The sequence below is a fragment of the Leisingera sp. NJS201 genome (assembly GCF_004535885.1).
In the GTDB taxonomy this organism is placed as follows: Bacteria; Pseudomonadota; Alphaproteobacteria; order Rhodobacterales; family Rhodobacteraceae; genus Leisingera.
In genome coordinates, this window is record NZ_CP038234.1 from 838,671 (window position 1) to 853,513 (window position 14,843).

Sequence of the window (14,843 nt, forward strand, 5' to 3'; positions counted from 1 at the left end):
GAATTGACCCGCTGGGCAGTCAGACCTTCCAGAAGCAGAAGACGCCCCAGGCGATTGCCAGTCCCAAGGGCCACCAGAGCGGCATTCCCACCAGGCCCAGCCATGCCAGGAATATATAGGAGGTGCCAAGCAAGCTGATGAACAGCCGGTCGCCGCGGGTGGTGGTAAGGCCGAGCACACCCTTGCGGGCCGCGCCGCCGGGGTGGCGGATTTCCACCGCGATCAGCACGCCGATGGCGCTGAAGATGCCGATGAACAGCAGGGCAGTGGGCCAGGTCCAGGCCATCCATGAAAACATTACACCCTCCCCATCGCGAAACCCTTCGCGATGTAGTTGCGGACAAACCAGATCACGATGGCGCCCGGAATGATTGTCAGAGTTCCCGCAGCCGCCAGCAGGCCCAGTTCATAGCCCGCGGAGGACGCGGTTTTGGTCATGGTGGCGGCAATCGGCTTGGCGGCGACAGCGGTAAGCGTTTTGGCCAGCAGCAGTTCCACCCAGGAGAACATAAAGCAAAAGAACGCTGCCACACCTACGCCCGCCTTGATCGACGGGATAAAGATCGTCGCAAAGAAGCGCGGGAAGGAATAGCCGTCGACAAAGGCGGTTTCGTCCAGTTCTTTCGGAATGCCGCCCATGAAGCCCTCAAGGATCCAGACCGCCAGCGGGATGTTGAACAGGCAGTGTGCCAGCGCCACCGCCAGGTGGGTATCGAACAGCTCCACCGCGGAGTAGAGCTGGAAGAACGGCAGGGCAAACACCGCCGCCGGTGCCATCCGGTTGGTCAAGAGCCAGAAGAACAGCTGCTTGTCGCCTAAAAACCGGTAGCGGCTGAACGCATAGGCTGCCGGCAGCGCCACGGCGATCGAGATGCCTGTGTTGATCGTGACGTAAAGGATCGAGTTGATATAGCCCCAGTACCAGCTGGGATCGGTGAAGATGGTCGCGTAATTCTCCAGCGTGAAGGTCTGCGGGAACAGCGAGAAGCCCGACAGGATTTCGTTAGTGGTCTTGAAGCTCATCGCTACCAGCCAATAGATCGGCAGCATGAGGAACAGGATATAGATAATGGGGACGATGGATCGTTTCTGCATGTTCCCCTCCTTTAGTTCAGATCGTCCTTGGTCATCAGCGTGTAGAACAGCCAGGAGACCAGGAGCGTGATTGCGAAATAGATGAGCGACATGGCGGCTGCGGGGCCGAGATCAAACTGGCCAAGTGCAATTTTCACCAGATCGATGGACAACAGCGTGGTGGAGTTGCCGGGGCCGCCACCAGTGAGCACGAACGGCTCGGTGTAGATGTTGAAACTGTCCATGAAGCGCAACAGGATGGCGATGGTCAGGACCGTCTTCATCTTCGGCAGCTGGATGAACCGGAACACCGCCCAGTTGGAGGCACCGTCGATCTTGGCCGCCTGGTAATAGGCGTCGGGGATCGAGACCAGGCCCGCGTAGGACAGCAGCACCACCAGCGAGGTCCAGTGCCAGACATCCATGGTGACGATGGTGACCCAGGCCGCAATGGGATCTTGTGTCATGTCATAGTTGATGCCCAGCGTGTGGTTCAGGAAATACCCCAGCAGGCCGATGTCGGGCAGGGTAAAGATGTTCCACATTGCGCCAACCACGTTCCACGGGATCAGCATCGGCAGCGCCATCAGCACCAGGCACACGGGCACCCAGAAGCCGCTGCGCGGCATCGACAGGGCAATGGCGATGCCCAGCGGCACCTCGATGATCAGGATCAGGAAGGTGAACATGAACTGGCGGCCAAGCGCTGCATGGAAGCGGTCCGACCGCAGGATCTGCTGGAACCAGTCCAGCCCCTGCCAGAAGAACACGTTGTCGCCAAAGGTTTCCTGCACCGAATAGTTGACCACCGTCATCATCGGGATCAGTGCGTTAAAGGCGACCAGCAGCAGCACCGGCAGCACAAAGAACCAGGCTTTCTGGTTTTCGGTTTTCATCAGGCTGCTCCTTGTTCGTCTGCAGCGGGGGAGGTGGCAAGCCAGCCATCCACGTAAAGCCGGGTCATGTCCTGGCGGAAGGCAAGGTGCACGGCGCTGCCCTTGGCCGGGGCGTTGGCTTCGACAACGGCATTGACGCGCTGGCCGCCGGCCTCGCATTCCACCACCGTATGGCGGCCCACGTCGGAAACCTTGGTGACCGTGGCGGGCAGGCCATGGTCCGCCAGCGCGACAAACTCCGGACGGATGCCGATTTCAGTCCGGCCTTGCGCAGCGCCCTGAACGGGGCCTTCCAGCGCAACGGCCTTGCCGGCAAACATCGCAGCGCCATTCTGCAGCTCGCAGGGCAGGATGTTCATCCCCGGCGAGCCGATGAAATGGCCCACGAATGTATGGGCAGGGCGTTCGAACAGCTCGACGGGGGTGCCGATCTGCACCACTTCACCCAGTTGCATCACCACCACCTGATCGGCAAAAGTCAGCGCCTCGGTCTGGTCGTGGGTGACGTAGATCATCGTCGCCTTAACCCGCTGGTGCAGCTCCTTCAGCTTGGAGCGCAGCTTCCACTTCAGATGCGGGTCAATGACGGTGAGCGGTTCGTCGAACATCACCACGTTGACATCCTCGCGTACCAGCCCGCGGCCCATGGAGATCTTCTGCTTGTTATCGGGCGACAGGCCGGCTGCTTTTTGCTCCAGCATCTCGGTGACTTCCAGCATTTCGGCAATTGCCATTACACGCTGGTGCACGGTGGCCTCATCCCGGCCGCGGTTGCGCAGCGGGAAGGCCAGGTTGTCGTAGACCGTCATGGTGTCGTAGATCACCGGGAACTGGAACACCTGGGCGATGTTGCGCTGGTCCGGCGGCAGCGCGGTCACGTCGTTGCCGTCAAACAGGATCTGGCCCTCGGAGGGCACCAGCAGGCCTGAGATGATGTTGAGCAAGGTGGATTTGCCGCAGCCCGACGGACCCAGCAGCGCATAGGCGCCGCCATCGTTCCAATCCAGATCGATTTCCTTCAGCGCGTAGTCCGAGTCGGTCTTTGGCGTTGAAAGATAGCTGTGGCGCAGTTTTGAGAGTGTTATTTTAGCCATTGATGCCTCACGCCGCGCGGCTGCCGTCAGGGGCAAAGAAGTAGGCCTGCGCGGGGTCCATGTAAAAATCGTGCAACTCACCCACGCGGTAGGGGTGAACGCCGTGGGCCAGCGATACCCAGCTGCCGGCAGCTGGGCCGGAACCCATGTCGAAATGGGCAGAGCTTTCAGAGCCGGAAAGCTCGGTCACCTGAACCTGGCCTGACAGCCGCACCTGAGCGCCGTTTTTGGCGACGGGCAGCACGTGGTGCGGGCGGATTGCGATGGTATAGGTGCCATCGTTGAGGTTCGCAGCATCACCGCTCAGCTCCCAGGTGACGCCTGCGCCAAGGCGGGCCGTGCTGCCCTGCTTGATGATCTCGGCGGTGTTGATCGGCGGGTCGGAGAACACCCGCGCCGCATCGACATTGCCGGGGTTGCGGTAGATCTCGGCGGTGGGGCCGAACTGGGTGACGCGGCCGTCACGCATCAGCGCGGTCTTGCCGCCCAAAAGCAGCGCCTCTTCGGGTTCCGAGGTCGCATAGACCACCACGGCACCGCGGCCTGCAAACAGCTCGGGCAGCTGGTCGCGCAGCTCCTCGCGCAGCTTGTAATCGAGGTTGGCCAGCGGCTCATCGAGGAACACCGCGCGGCTTTCCTTGGCAATCGCGCGGGCCAGCGCGCAACGCTGCTGCTGGCCGCCCGACAGCTCATGCGGGCGGCGGTGCAGCATCGGCTTCAGCTGCAGAATGTCTGCGGCTTCCTCAACCCGGCCGGCAACTTCCGACTTGGCCATCCCGGCCACTTTCAGCGGTGAGGCGATGTTTTCATACACCGTCATATGCGGGTAGTTGATGAAAAACTGATGCACCAGGCTGATGTTGCGTTTCTGGGTGCTAAGACGGCTGACATCCTCGCCGTCCATTATCACCTGTCCGCTGGCCATCGGATCGAGGCCCGCCATCAGTTTGATCAGTGAGGTCTTACCGGAGCCGGTGGCGCCGAGGAGAACGTTAAAATGACCGGGTTCCAGCACCAATGAGGTGTCCTTGATGTGCTGGATCGCGCCGACGCGCTTGGTCACACCCTTAAGTTCGAGTGCCATCTTGCTTTGACTTTCTGGCAGGCGGCCTGTTTGCGCCCAGGTGCGAATGGGGGCAGGGGCGCGCAGTCTTTTGGGGAAGAAGGCCCCGGAAGACGGGAAAGTGTCTCCGGGGCCTGGGTTCAGCCCGGCCGGGCGATGGGGAGCCTGGCCGGACCGGGAGGAGAGCTTTACTCAGTCGCCCAGCGGGCCACCAGCTCGTCATAGTTGACGGTCTGGCCTGCGGGTTTCTCGTTCTCCAGCGGCGGCTTGGCGCCGCCATTGGCATACCACCACTCCGCGTCTTTCTCTTCGTTCAGGCGCGGGCCGCAGCCGCCATAGACGCTGGCCTGCTCGTCCGCACGCTGCATCCGGGCCATGGTGATGTCCATTTCCTCGGCCAGACGGTTCATCGCTTCCTGCGGGGTGAAGGCGCCAGAGTTGACGTCACCGATCTGCTGCCACCAGATTTGGGCCAGCTTCGGATAGTCAGGCACGTTCACGCCGGTCGGCGACCATGCAACACGGTCGGGCGAGCGGTAGAACTCAACCAGGCCGCCCAGCTTGGGGGCACGCTCGGTGAAGCTTTCGTGGTTGATCGAACTGTCGCGGATGAAGGTCAGACCCACATGCGATTTCTTCACGTCCACGGTTTTCGACACCACGAACTGGGCATAAAGCCAGGCCGCCTGCGCACGGTCCACCGGGGTGGACTTCAGGAAGGTCCAGGAACCCACGTCCTGATAACCGACCTTCTGGCCTTCTTCCCAATAGGGGCCATGCGGGCTGGGCGCCATCCGCCACAGCGGCGTGCCCTCGGCGTCGACAGTGTTGTTGCCTTCGGACTGCGGCTTCACCATGTCGGCGGTGAATGCGGTGTACCAGAAGATCTGCTGCGCAACGTTGCCCTGTGCCAGTGCCGGCAGCGACTGGTAGAAGTCATAAGACGCCGCACCGGGAGGCGCGTATTTGCGCAGCCATTCGTCCCATTTGCGGATTGCATAGACAGCCGCCGGGCCGTTGGCAGCACCGCCGCGGGTGACGCTGGCACCCTGCGGGTTGCAGGTGCCTTCATCCATACGGATGCCCCATTCGTCGATCGGCACGCCGTTCGGCTCACCCTTCGATCCTGCACCAGCCATCGACAGCCAGGCATCGGTCATCCGCCAGCCAAGGTCCGGCGCGCGTTTGCCGTAATCCATGTGGCCATAGATCGCGGTGCCGTCGATTTCCTTGACATGATCGCTGAAAAACTCGGCGATGTCCTCATAGGCCGACCAATTGACCGGCACACCCAGATCATAGCCGTATTTTTCCTTGAAGGCCGCCTGCAGGTCTTCGCGGTCGAACCAGTCCTTGCGGAACCAGTAGAGGTTCGCAAACTGCTGGTCGGGCATCTGGTACAGATCGCCGTCCGGGCCAGTGGTGAACTGGGTGCCCATGAAGTCATCCAGGTCCAGATCCGGGTTGGTCACGTCCTTGAAGTCGCCTGCCATCATGTCGGTCAGGTTATAGGCCAGCTGCAGACGCGAGTGGGTGCCGATCAGGTCGGAGTCATTGACATAGGCGTCATAGAGATTCCGCTTGGTCTGCATCTGGGTCTGCACGGCCTGAACGACCTCGCCTTCACCCAGGATCTGGTGGTTCACCTTGATGCCGGTGATTTCCTCAAAGGCTTTGGTCAGCACTTCGGATTCGTAGGAATGCGTCGGAATACCTTCCGACAGCACGTTGATTTCCATGCCGCTGAACGGCTGGGCCGCCTGAATGAACCACTGCATCTCAGACAGCTGTTCATCCTTGGTCAGCACCGACGGCTGGAATTCTTCATCAATCCATTTTTTGGCTGCCATTTCGTCGGCATAGCCATTTGATCCGGCAACCATCGCGCAAACGGCGGCTGCGGACAAAAGATACTTACGCATCTTTTCCTCCCTGAAAGTCGCTTAAGGCCAGTTGTGCGTGATCTGCACCTGACTGCTATAGAGCTTTCATAGGTTGGAATATCTTGTCAAACTAATTTTTTAGTAATGCGTATGCATCAGTTTTTACAGGGAATTTTTAACCACCTCCGGTCGGGAAAGATGGTAAAAAGAATGCCGCATTGCAGCATCAGCGGTTGTGACGCGACGGTACTTTCCGCTTATGCGGTTGCGGAAAAAACAGTCGCCGTGCGCAGGCTTTGCAGCTAAGGAGGCGGCATGACGCAAGAAAGCACATTTGAGATCTTCCTGACCGCACCGCCGGGACTGGAACAGGCGCTGCTGGCCGAGGCCAAGGAGCTGGGATTTGCCGCGCCCAAGGCAGTGCCGGGCGGGGTCACGGTGCAGGGCGGCTGGGCGGATGTCTGGCGCGCCAACCTGGCGGTGCGCGGCGCCGCGCGGGTGCTGGCCCGGATCGGTGAATTCCGCGCCTTCCACTTGGCCCAGCTCGACAAACGGTCGCGCAAGTTTCCCTGGGGCGACGTGCTGCGCCCGGATGTACCGGTCAAGGTGGAGGTGTCCACCAACAAAAAGTCCAAGATCTACCACGCCGGCGCCGCCGCCCAGCGGGTGGAAAAGGCCATTGCCGAGACTCTCGGCGCGCCGGTCACCAAGGATGCGGAACTGACAGTGAAGCTGCGGATCGAGGACAACCTTTGCGTCTTCAGCGTCGATACCTCGGGCGAGGGGCTGCACAAGCGCGGCCACAAATCCGCTGTCGGCAAGGCGCCGATGCGCGAGAATCTCGCCGCGATGTTCCTGCGGGAATGCGGATTTGACGGAAATGAACCTGTGGTGGACCCGATGTGCGGTTCCGGCACCTTTGTGATTGAGGCGGCCGAGATCGCCAAACACCTGTTGCCCGGCCGCAGCCGCAGCTTTGCGTTTGAACAGCTGGCCACCTTTGATGCGGCGGCCTGGGCTGCGCTGAAAAAGCAAGGTGAGGCCCGCGAAACAGATCTGCTGTTCCACGGCTCCGACCGCAACGAAGGCGCAGTTGAGATGGCCGCAGCCAATGCGGACCGCGCCAGCGTGGCGGATTGCACCCGTTTTGCCCAAGCCGCAGTCAGTGACCTGCAGCGCCCGGACGGCCCGCCGGGCCTGGTCATCGTCAACCCGCCTTATGGTGCCCGGATCGGCAACAAAAAGCTGCTCTTTGCCCTTTATGGGGCATTGGGGCAGGTACTCAAGGAACGGTTCTCCGGCTGGCGCGTCGGCATTGTCACCTCGGAAACCGGGCTGGCAAAGGCTGCAAACCTGCCGTTCCTGCCCTTTGGTGCCCCTGTGGCGCATGGCGGATTGAAAATCCGCCTGTTCAAGACGGGTCCGCTGCCCTGACAGGGCTTTAACGTCAAGAGGGCGCTCTGTTGCGCCCTCCTGCTGGATGTGTGGAACAGGTCAGGCCGTCAGGCGAACTCATACATATCTTCGGCCCCGCCCTCGGTTCCGCTGCCGGGCATGGTGCCGCCCACCGGCTGGTTCATCAGCGCCATGATATCCTCGGTGCCGGGTTCGCTTCCGCCCTGGAACTGGCCGCCCAGATTGGCGTCATACCAGTTGCTCAGCCCGTCGCCGGTCACCCCGCCATTGGCATAAGACGCACCGCTGCTGGCAGCAGCTGCCGGATCATAGCCGCCCTCCAGAACGTGCTGCGAGCCGTCCGGGTTGCTGACCACCAGCGACATGCTGCTAAGGTCGATATCGTCCAGCGTCAGCCCGGCATCGGACCACAGGGTGAAGTTGGCATTGGTGACGGTGCCATCGGTGCTGTCCGGCGCCTGGCCGAATTGCACCATGCCGTCAAAATTGCCGGGCACGGTGGTGCCGGTGTCCAGCGCATTGACCGCATTGGCGCTGGCCGCATGACCGGTGACCGGCAGCGCGTTCTCATCCGGAAAGAAGTTCAAACCGTCGACGCTGGCGTCATCCGCCATGTTGAAGAACAACCCGTCGATATCGGCAACCTCGCCATCCCAGGAGGTCGGCTCCATCTTGATGAACAGCTGCCCCTGCGGAGTCTGCAGCACCTCGACCGAGACGCTGGGGTCGCCATTGCCGCCGATCTCAAATGTGACCGAGGTTTTGCCGGTATCGCCGCCGCCATTGCCACCGCCGTCTCCGGTGCCCTTGGTTCCGCCTGTTCCCTTAGTCCCGCCGCTCCCTTTGGTGCCGCCCGTACCCGAACCGCCCGTACCCGAACCACCCGTGCCCGAACCACCTGTGCCCGTACCCTTGGTGCCGGAGCCGCACCCATGCGTGCCGCCTGATCCACCGGAACCTCCGGTGCCGCCCGATCCTCCGCTTCCATTGCTGTTCCAATCGTCTTCTTCGCGGTGCCACCAATGCTTCTTGCCGTGATGGCCCTTGCCGCCCCAGCCTTTGGAACCACCACAGCCTTTTGTGCCGCCCGATCCTTTTGTGCCACCGGAGCCCTTGGTGCCGCCGGACCCTTTGGTGCCGCCAGACCCATAGGAGCCGCCAGATCCCTTTGTGCCGCCAGACCCCTTTGTCCCACCGGATCCCTTGGTGCCACCGGTTCCGTCCTGGTCCTTGTCTTGCCACCAGGTTTTGCTGCCCTTGCCCTTCCAGCCATAGCGGTCAGACAGGTTGCTGTCGTACCAGCGGCCGAAATGCCCGCCTTGCACGCCGCCGTTGTAATAACTGTTGCCGCCGCAAGCCTGCTTGCCGCCCCAGGACGCATTCCCGCGCCCCCAGCCATATGAAAAATGTCCCCGGCCCATGTTTTTCTACCCCAGAAAAATCTTGAATCACAGTGGCGCTGCAGCTTTCCGCCAGCCGCAAACGCGAATTGCATGAGAGTAGGAAAACCGGCCGGAGGGGCCAAACTTCCACCGCATTTTAGTCAAAATTTCAACTAAGGAGGCCGGGTGCGGAAACAAATGGACTGATGGGGGCGTCATTGTTTTATTAAAGCCTCCAATTGACCCGTGCGTCCCGGTTGCTGCCGTCCGAATCAGCCAGTGGAGCGCGGGAATTGCCCAAATCTGTCCCGAAAAGCGCCGCCTTTTACTGCCAGGGTGTTAACTCACAAATGGGAATCCGCACCGGTTTCGGGCGGCTGGCTTGGAATGGGGACCGGGAATGGCTGATGGCAGATTTGACGAACGCTCAGCATATATTGCGGGGCGGCCTGGGAGGTTCTGGGCGAAGAGCCGCGGGAAATCTCGGCACCGGGCGGGAAGTCGCGGTCCTCCTTGCGGCTGCATTTCAAGGACCGCACCGTCATCGCCACCCTGCGTGCCAACTTCCGCCGCACCCATCTGGAGGCCTTTGTGCTTGAGCAGCTGGCGCCCCATTGCGATGACATTCCGCGGGTGCTGGGCGTTCACAATGATGTGCTGTTTCAATCAGACACCGGTCAGGTCCGGCTCAGCGAAGAAATTATCGAACATGCGCCGGGCGACCAGCTGGAACTGGCGGCAGAGGCCTGCGCCGCAATCTTCCGGATCCAGGCAGCAGCCCGCAAAACCGAACTGCACAGCGTCCTGCCGCATCTTGGTGCCAACCGCAGCTGGATCCGCAATTTTGTCAGCTCGGTCGGGGCTCTTGAAGCCTTTTCCATGGGCATCCCCGATTCATTCGACTATCCGGCAGTCGCCGAATTCATGGAACAGCCCGGAGTTCAGTTTCTGAAGTGGGACTGCCGCGCAGGCAACGCCGCGATCGGGGAAGACGGGTTCGTGCGCTGGTTTGATTTCGAGTATGCGGGCCTGCGCCACGGGGCCGAGGATTTCGCTTGGCTGATCGGCGATGAGACCTGGCCCATCGCTCCCGATCAAATGGCCGATGTGATGATCGAGACTTTTGACCCTGGCTGCGGCCATGAGATCGGCGCTTATCTTGAGTATCTCTCGGCCTATACCGCCTTGCATTGCATCCAGCGGCTGGAGCTGATCCAGAAAGAGGTCAAGAGCCGCGGCTGGCTCAGCCAGGAGCGGGTGCGCAAGTACGATGATGCCGGGGTGCACCCGGAGTTTGCCGCGCAGCTGTGCCGCACTGGTGCCTACTATGCCGCGCAGTCCAAGCTGACCGCGCCGCTTTGCCGCAACTTCGAGGCTGCCGGGCGCGCGTTCCAGTCAATGTCCGGGGTCTGAACGCCTTTCTTCCGTTTGTGACGTGCGGTCCAGGGTTCTGGCCTGGTGGCCCGGCCGCTAGTCTGCGGCCGTACACAACCGGGGAACAGATATGCAGCAGGCCGAAGATTTCCGTGCCGAAAGCCGCGCCTTGGCGGCCTTTCTGGAGGATCTGCCAGAGGCGGAGTTCCGCCGCGCAACCCAGTTCAAGGGTTGGACCATTGATCATGTGCTGGGGCATCTGCACCTGTTCAACGCCGCAGCGGAGGCGGCGTTGCAAGGAGACGAGGCATTTGCCGCCTTCATCGCCCCGGTGCTGCGGCACATGCAGGCGGGCCAGCCCATCCTGGACTGTCAATTCCCCTGGTTGAACGGCCTGTCAGGCCGGGCGCTGTTTGAAGCTTGGCGGCTTGGGGCGGAGTCCTGCGCCGATGCCTTTGCCAAGGCGAATCCAAAACAGCGGTTGAAATGGATCGGGCCGGACATGAGCGCGCTCAGTTCGGTCACTGCCCGGCAGATGGAGACCTGGGCGCATGGCCAGGAGGTGTTCGATCTCTTGGGGCTGGAGCGGCAAGAGCAGGACCGCATCCGCAACATCGCGCATCTGGGCGTGGCGACCTACGGCTGGAGTTTCCGCAACCGCGGGCTGGCGGTGCCGGAGCCTGCGCCTTATGTGCAGCTGACCGGGCCGTCCGGAGCAGTCTGGGACTGGAACGCGCCGCAGGACAGGGAATTTGTCAAAGGTTCGGCGGTGGAATTTGCCCAGGTGGTCACGCAGGTGCGCAGCATTGCAGACAGCGGGCTGCAGTTGTCAGGCGAAACTGCCGCCAGCTGGATGAACATCGCCCAGTGTTTTGCAGGCCCGCCGGAAACTCCGCCCGGCAAGGGAATTCGTTACAAGACAGAAGCTTGAATAGTCCCGGCATCCGCGGAGCGCTCCCGCCCGGCTTCGGCCTTCCTGACGGAAATCCTGTGCCCGTTGGGCGTGGCGCCGCACTTTGTGCGGCGCCACGCCCAAGGCTGCCAAGGGGCCCCGGCACAGCCGGGACACCTGCAGGCGCGGGAGAGCTTCGGTTTGTCTTGGAACTTCCGGGTTTGCTGCCCTCATGAAACAGTCTTGGACGCCGGTTGCCGCGGCAGCGAAGGCTGGCAGGCGGTACACCTAACCTGGCCAGGCGCCAATCAGCCCTTGCAGTGTCATGCGGCCAGGATCCGCCAAGGTGACCGGCAGCGCTTGGGCGTCCAATGCCGCGGCATAGCAAGCCTGCAGAGTTGGATCGGCGATCAAGGCCAGGTTCTGACCCAGCCAGTAAGGCCGGGCGGCTGCCAGTTCGGCGCCCAGAAGATGGCCCCAAATCTGCGCCCGCGCAGCTTCTTCAGGCAGTTGCCCCAGCGCCGCGGCGGCCTGAACCGAAGCCAGCCGCGCTGCCAGCTGCTCGGGTTTGGCAATGCCGTCTGTCACCGCCTCTGCCAATACTGCCTTGTCCCAGGTTCCTGCCGCCTCCAGCGCCATGCCCTGTATCGCAACCTGTGCCAGCTGGGCGGTCAAAGCGCTTTGAAAACTGACAGCTTCGCGGGCGCTGATCTGCACCCAATGGGTCACAATGCCCGGCAGGCAGATCACCCCGTCCCAATCCGGGTTCAGCTGCAAAAAGCCGCTGACCGCAGCCGCGGCGCCCTGCATCAACCCGCAGGGTGCGGTCTGGCTCAGCCCTGGCAGGACATGAACCGGCATGCCGTCCAACACCGTTTTTGCCACGGGCAGCTTGGCCGGCTGCACCGGAACCGGATGCGGCGGCGCCAGAGCAGTGCCGCCCAGCAGCACCGGGCGCGGCGCGCCGCCCAGCACCTGCCGCAACGCTGCCGCCAGCGCGGGCGGACGGCTGTCCTGCAGGCGCAGCATTTGTGCCGGCCCCGCCGTGCTGCCAGCCATTTCCCAGGCTGAAAGCGTGTCTCCGTCCAGATTTGCGGCCAGCCAGCCGGTGCCGTTGCGGGGAGACTGCATGATGCCCTCACTTCCTTTGCCATTGCGTTACCGGGCTTATGGCGCTGATTCTCTGCTCCGGCAAGCGGGCGCCCCGCCCGCCGGTATGGGGCTGAATACCCGTATGGCGAAGGTACTGTCCGAACGTATGCGCGTCATGGGCTAACGCGCGCAGGATTTGTGCAAAAGACAGCCTATCCAGCTCTGCGCCCGGTCCCCAAAATCCATTAGAGTTCAGGCATCGGCGGCCCTTCGGCCCATCGGTCCCGCCAGGGACGGCGGCGCGGAATACGGGAACCTGCAGCCCGGTGGCTTGTGCCGCGCCGGAACAAGGCGGCGCACGCGTAACAGTGACAGGAGGTACTGCAAATATGCCCGGCACTCCGGCACCGCATAATGCGATTTTTGCCCAGTTGGCCGCGCGCCATCTTCTGGCCCGCGACTATACACCTGCGGCAGTATTTACGGGAACAGGTTTCGGCCAGGCACTGCTGAGCAAGGAAGACCCCGCAGCACCGTTTTCGGCAATCGCGGGCTTCTTTGAACACGCGGCGGAACTGACCGGCGACCCGTTATTCGGCTTCCATCTCGGCTGTGCAACGGATTTGCGGCAGGCTGGGCTATTGGGCTACATCGCGCGGAGTTCGCCGTCTGCAGGCTGTTTCTTGCGCAACATCGCGCGTTATGCCGGCGTCATGAGCGAGGTCTGGGAATTGGAGACCTCCCGGCTTGCCTCGCACGGCGAGTTCACCTGGACGTGCAGAGCGGAGCCCGGTTTGCACGCGCATCAGTACATTGAATTTCTGGCAGCGGTGTTCTTTGCCGCCCTTCGTGATGGAACTGAATCCCGGATTGAACCGCAAAAGGCAGCCTTCAGCCATCAGCGCAGCGGCGGAAGGGATGAAGTCTCGGCATTCTACGGCTGCCCGGTGGAATTCGGCGCCCCGGTCAGCCGGTTTGTCTTCAGGCCGGAAGATCTGGAGCTGCCGCTGATCAGTGCCGACGGTGTTCTGCTGCGCGTGCTGCGGTCTTATGGGGATCAGCTTCTGGAGGGCCAGGCTCGGGGCCGCAAAAATACAGGTCTTGCAGCACAGGTCGAAGACGCGGTTTCTGCGCGGCTGTCCAGCGGATCGGCCACGCTTGGCACTGTGGCGGCGGACCTGGGGATGAGCCCGCGGACCCTGTCGCGCAAACTGGCGCAAACGGGGACCAGCTATTTCACCATTCTTGAGGAACTGCGCAAGGCGCTGGCAATTCGCTATCTGCGCGAAAGCGGCCTGGCCCTGGCCGAAATCGCCTTTCTCCTGGGCTACTCCGGGCTGAATAGTTTCAGCGATGCGTTCCGGCGCTGGACAGGCCAAAGCCCGGGGCAGTTCCGGGGTAAATAAACCGGCCCGAGGCTCCGCAGATCCCCGCAGTCCAGAACAGGCATCGCGCTCCCGCGTAAACAATGGCTTGCAATAGGTCCGAATTGTCTCCGGGCAATCTGTATTCAAATGGGGTTTCCGGGTTTTTTCCGGCCTGTTTTCACATTTTGTGCGGAATTTCTAAAATTTGCTTTAAATAAGACGGGCTGCAGAAAGGCGCAGCACTGAACTGCCGCCGGGGAATTGGGCGGTTTCCAAAATAGATGCGGGCGCGTGGGGGCGTGGCCGGTTCTGAATCTGAAAATCAGTAATGGCATTTCGCTGTCAAAGACTTGCGGAATGCAGGGTTGAGTTTGAACGGCCGTCTATTGAGGCGGCGGTCCAGCAGGATTTAAGGCTGGAGAGCGGGGGTTTTCGAATGAAAGACATGGTTCCCGGAGGGCGGGGCTGTCTTTTATGCGGGCTGAAATCGAACGGCAGCGGCCAGCAATGGCCGCGCAACAGATGCAAGCAGCCAACATAAATGCGGCTTTGAAGGGCATCGCGCAATCGCGACGGCCCAGGCAGGGGTCACGCGGTGCCTATGCCGTAGCAGGCAAGCGGGGGCTGGATCTGCTGCTGGTGATTCTAAGCCTGCCGCTGGTGCTGCCGCTGATTGCGCTGTGTGCGGCAGCGCTTTGGCTGGAGGGCGGTCGGCCGTTTTACACGCAGGCCCGTCTGGGCCGCGGCGGGCGGGTCTTCCGCATCTTGAAGCTGCGCACCATGGTGCGCGACGCGGACCACCTGCTGCAGTATTATCTTGAGACCGACCCGGCGCTGCGGCGGGAATGGGACGACACTCAAAAGCTGAAGAACGATCCGCGTATCACAGAGGTTGGCCGCTTTCTGCGTGCGACCTCGCTGGACGAGCTGCCGCAGCTGTGGAACGTGGCGACCGGCGATATGAGCCTGGTCGGCCCGCGCCCGATGATGCCGGAGCAGCTGCCGCTGTATGGCGATGCCGGCGCCTATAACGAGCTGCGCCCGGGTATCACCGGCATCTGGCAGGTTTCGGTCCGCAATGAGGCCGGCTTTGCCAGCCGCATGCATGCGGATTTCGAATACCGGCGCAGCCTGTCGCTGAGCCGGGATCTGGGGCTGATCTGGCGGACCGCCGGCGTGGTGCTGAAAGGGACGGGATATTAATTATTGTCTGATCCGCTGCAGGCCTCAGTCCGAGTGCCCGCTGCAGCCCGGTCAGCCATTGCGGGGAACGCGGTTGTGAAGCATTTTGCACGATCAGGGGAATGTGC

General features: G+C 62.0%; 13 protein-coding genes. 5 read left to right on the forward strand and 8 right to left on the reverse strand.

Annotated elements, in window-relative coordinates; all coding sequences use genetic code 11:
* Nucleotides 1-19: 19 nt before the first annotated feature.
* The 6 genes from ETW23_RS04115 to ETW23_RS04140 form a co-directional block, all read right to left on the reverse strand.
* Nucleotides 20-298 (reverse strand): DUF2160 domain-containing protein, encoded by a 279-nt coding sequence (locus tag ETW23_RS04115; RefSeq protein WP_027259960.1) that lies wholly within the window; start codon nucleotides 296-298, stop codon nucleotides 20-22.
* Complete coding sequence (locus tag ETW23_RS04120; protein ID WP_129371820.1) at nucleotides 298-1,095, reverse strand: carbohydrate ABC transporter permease; 798 nt, start codon at nucleotides 1,093-1,095, stop codon at nucleotides 298-300. The genes ETW23_RS04115 and ETW23_RS04120 overlap by 1 nt, the downstream gene beginning before the upstream one ends.
* A gap of 11 nt (nucleotides 1,096-1,106) precedes the next feature.
* Nucleotides 1,107-1,970: a carbohydrate ABC transporter permease gene (locus ETW23_RS04125; protein WP_129371819.1), complete on the reverse strand. Its 864-nt coding sequence runs from the start codon at nucleotides 1,968-1,970 to the stop codon at nucleotides 1,107-1,109.
* The gene (locus ETW23_RS04130) at nucleotides 1,970-3,064 is read right to left on the reverse strand and encodes an ABC transporter ATP-binding protein (RefSeq protein WP_134829222.1); all 1,095 of its coding nucleotides are present in this window, start codon (nucleotides 3,062-3,064) and stop codon (nucleotides 1,970-1,972) included. The genes ETW23_RS04125 and ETW23_RS04130 overlap by 1 nt, the downstream gene beginning before the upstream one ends.
* 7 nt (nucleotides 3,065-3,071) lie before the next feature.
* Nucleotides 3,072-4,148 (reverse strand): ABC transporter ATP-binding protein, encoded by a 1,077-nt coding sequence (locus ETW23_RS04135; protein WP_129371817.1) that lies wholly within the window; start codon nucleotides 4,146-4,148, stop codon nucleotides 3,072-3,074.
* Between the two features lie 167 nt (nucleotides 4,149-4,315).
* On the reverse strand, nucleotides 4,316-6,049 hold the full coding sequence (locus ETW23_RS04140) for an ABC transporter substrate-binding protein (RefSeq protein ID WP_129371816.1): 1,734 nt from the start codon (nucleotides 6,047-6,049) through the stop codon (nucleotides 4,316-4,318).
* Nucleotides 6,050-6,325: 276 nt separating this feature from the next.
* Between ETW23_RS04140 and ETW23_RS04145 the strand changes: the two genes are divergently transcribed.
* On the forward strand, nucleotides 6,326-7,444 hold the full coding sequence (locus tag ETW23_RS04145) for a class I SAM-dependent RNA methyltransferase (protein ID WP_134829223.1): 1,119 nt from the start codon (nucleotides 6,326-6,328) through the stop codon (nucleotides 7,442-7,444).
* Nucleotides 7,445-7,512: 68 nt separating this feature from the next.
* Here ETW23_RS04145 and ETW23_RS25030 read toward each other — a convergent pair whose 3' ends face one another.
* A complete protein-coding gene (locus ETW23_RS25030) occupies nucleotides 7,513-8,847 on the reverse strand; it encodes a hypothetical protein (RefSeq protein WP_167738075.1) in 1,335 nt (444 codons plus the stop codon).
* Between the two features lie 474 nt (nucleotides 8,848-9,321).
* Here ETW23_RS25030 and ETW23_RS04155 point away from each other — a divergent pair, with 474 nt between their 5' ends.
* Both ETW23_RS04155 and ETW23_RS04160 read left to right on the forward strand, forming a co-directional pair.
* Nucleotides 9,322-10,221: a hypothetical protein gene (locus tag ETW23_RS04155; protein ID WP_254695140.1), complete on the forward strand. Its 900-nt coding sequence runs from the start codon at nucleotides 9,322-9,324 to the stop codon at nucleotides 10,219-10,221.
* A 91-nt stretch (nucleotides 10,222-10,312) separates the two neighbouring features.
* Complete coding sequence (locus ETW23_RS04160) at nucleotides 10,313-11,113, forward strand: TIGR03084 family metal-binding protein (protein WP_134829225.1); 801 nt, start codon at nucleotides 10,313-10,315, stop codon at nucleotides 11,111-11,113.
* Between the two features lie 249 nt (nucleotides 11,114-11,362).
* Here the strand turns inward: ETW23_RS04160 and ETW23_RS04165 are convergent, their stop codons facing one another.
* On the reverse strand, nucleotides 11,363-12,205 hold the full coding sequence (locus tag ETW23_RS04165) for a 2-dehydro-3-deoxygalactonokinase (protein ID WP_134829226.1): 843 nt from the start codon (nucleotides 12,203-12,205) through the stop codon (nucleotides 11,363-11,365).
* 350 nt (nucleotides 12,206-12,555) lie between these two features.
* On the opposite strand from ETW23_RS04165, the gene ETW23_RS04170 reads away from it, so the two are divergent.
* Nucleotides 12,556-13,572: an AraC family transcriptional regulator ligand-binding domain-containing protein gene (locus ETW23_RS04170; RefSeq protein ID WP_134829227.1), complete on the forward strand. Its 1,017-nt coding sequence runs from the start codon at nucleotides 12,556-12,558 to the stop codon at nucleotides 13,570-13,572.
* A 468-nt stretch (nucleotides 13,573-14,040) separates the two neighbouring features.
* Nucleotides 14,041-14,736, forward strand: coding sequence for a sugar transferase (locus ETW23_RS04175; protein ID WP_134829228.1), 696 nt, complete (start codon nucleotides 14,041-14,043; stop codon nucleotides 14,734-14,736).
* The last annotated feature ends 107 nt before the right edge of the window (nucleotides 14,737-14,843 follow it).

Coding starts and splice junctions, on each gene's coding strand:
- ETW23_RS04170 (WP_134829227.1), top strand. CDS start 12,556: ATGCCCGGCACTCCGGCACCGCATAATGCGATTTTTGCCCAGTTGGCC.
- ETW23_RS04130 (WP_134829222.1), bottom strand. CDS start 3,064: ATGGCTAAAATAACACTCTCAAAACTGCGCCACAGCTATCTTTCAACG.
- ETW23_RS04160 (WP_134829225.1), top strand. CDS start 10,313: ATGCAGCAGGCCGAAGATTTCCGTGCCGAAAGCCGCGCCTTGGCGGCC.
- ETW23_RS04135 (WP_129371817.1), bottom strand. CDS start 4,148: ATGGCACTCGAACTTAAGGGTGTGACCAAGCGCGTCGGCGCGATCCAG.
- ETW23_RS04125 (WP_129371819.1), bottom strand. CDS start 1,970: ATGAAAACCGAAAACCAGAAAGCCTGGTTCTTTGTGCTGCCGGTGCTG.
- ETW23_RS25030 (WP_167738075.1), bottom strand. CDS start 8,847: ATGGGCCGGGGACATTTTTCATATGGCTGGGGGCGCGGGAATGCGTCC.
- ETW23_RS04165 (WP_134829226.1), bottom strand. CDS start 12,205: ATGCAGTCTCCCCGCAACGGCACCGGCTGGCTGGCCGCAAATCTGGAC.
- ETW23_RS04120 (WP_129371820.1), bottom strand. CDS start 1,095: ATGCAGAAACGATCCATCGTCCCCATTATCTATATCCTGTTCCTCATG.
- ETW23_RS04115 (WP_027259960.1), bottom strand. CDS start 298: ATGTTTTCATGGATGGCCTGGACCTGGCCCACTGCCCTGCTGTTCATC.
- ETW23_RS04175 (WP_134829228.1), top strand. CDS start 14,041: ATGGCCGCGCAACAGATGCAAGCAGCCAACATAAATGCGGCTTTGAAG.
- ETW23_RS04140 (WP_129371816.1), bottom strand. CDS start 6,049: ATGCGTAAGTATCTTTTGTCCGCAGCCGCCGTTTGCGCGATGGTTGCC.
- ETW23_RS04145 (WP_134829223.1), top strand. CDS start 6,326: ATGACGCAAGAAAGCACATTTGAGATCTTCCTGACCGCACCGCCGGGA.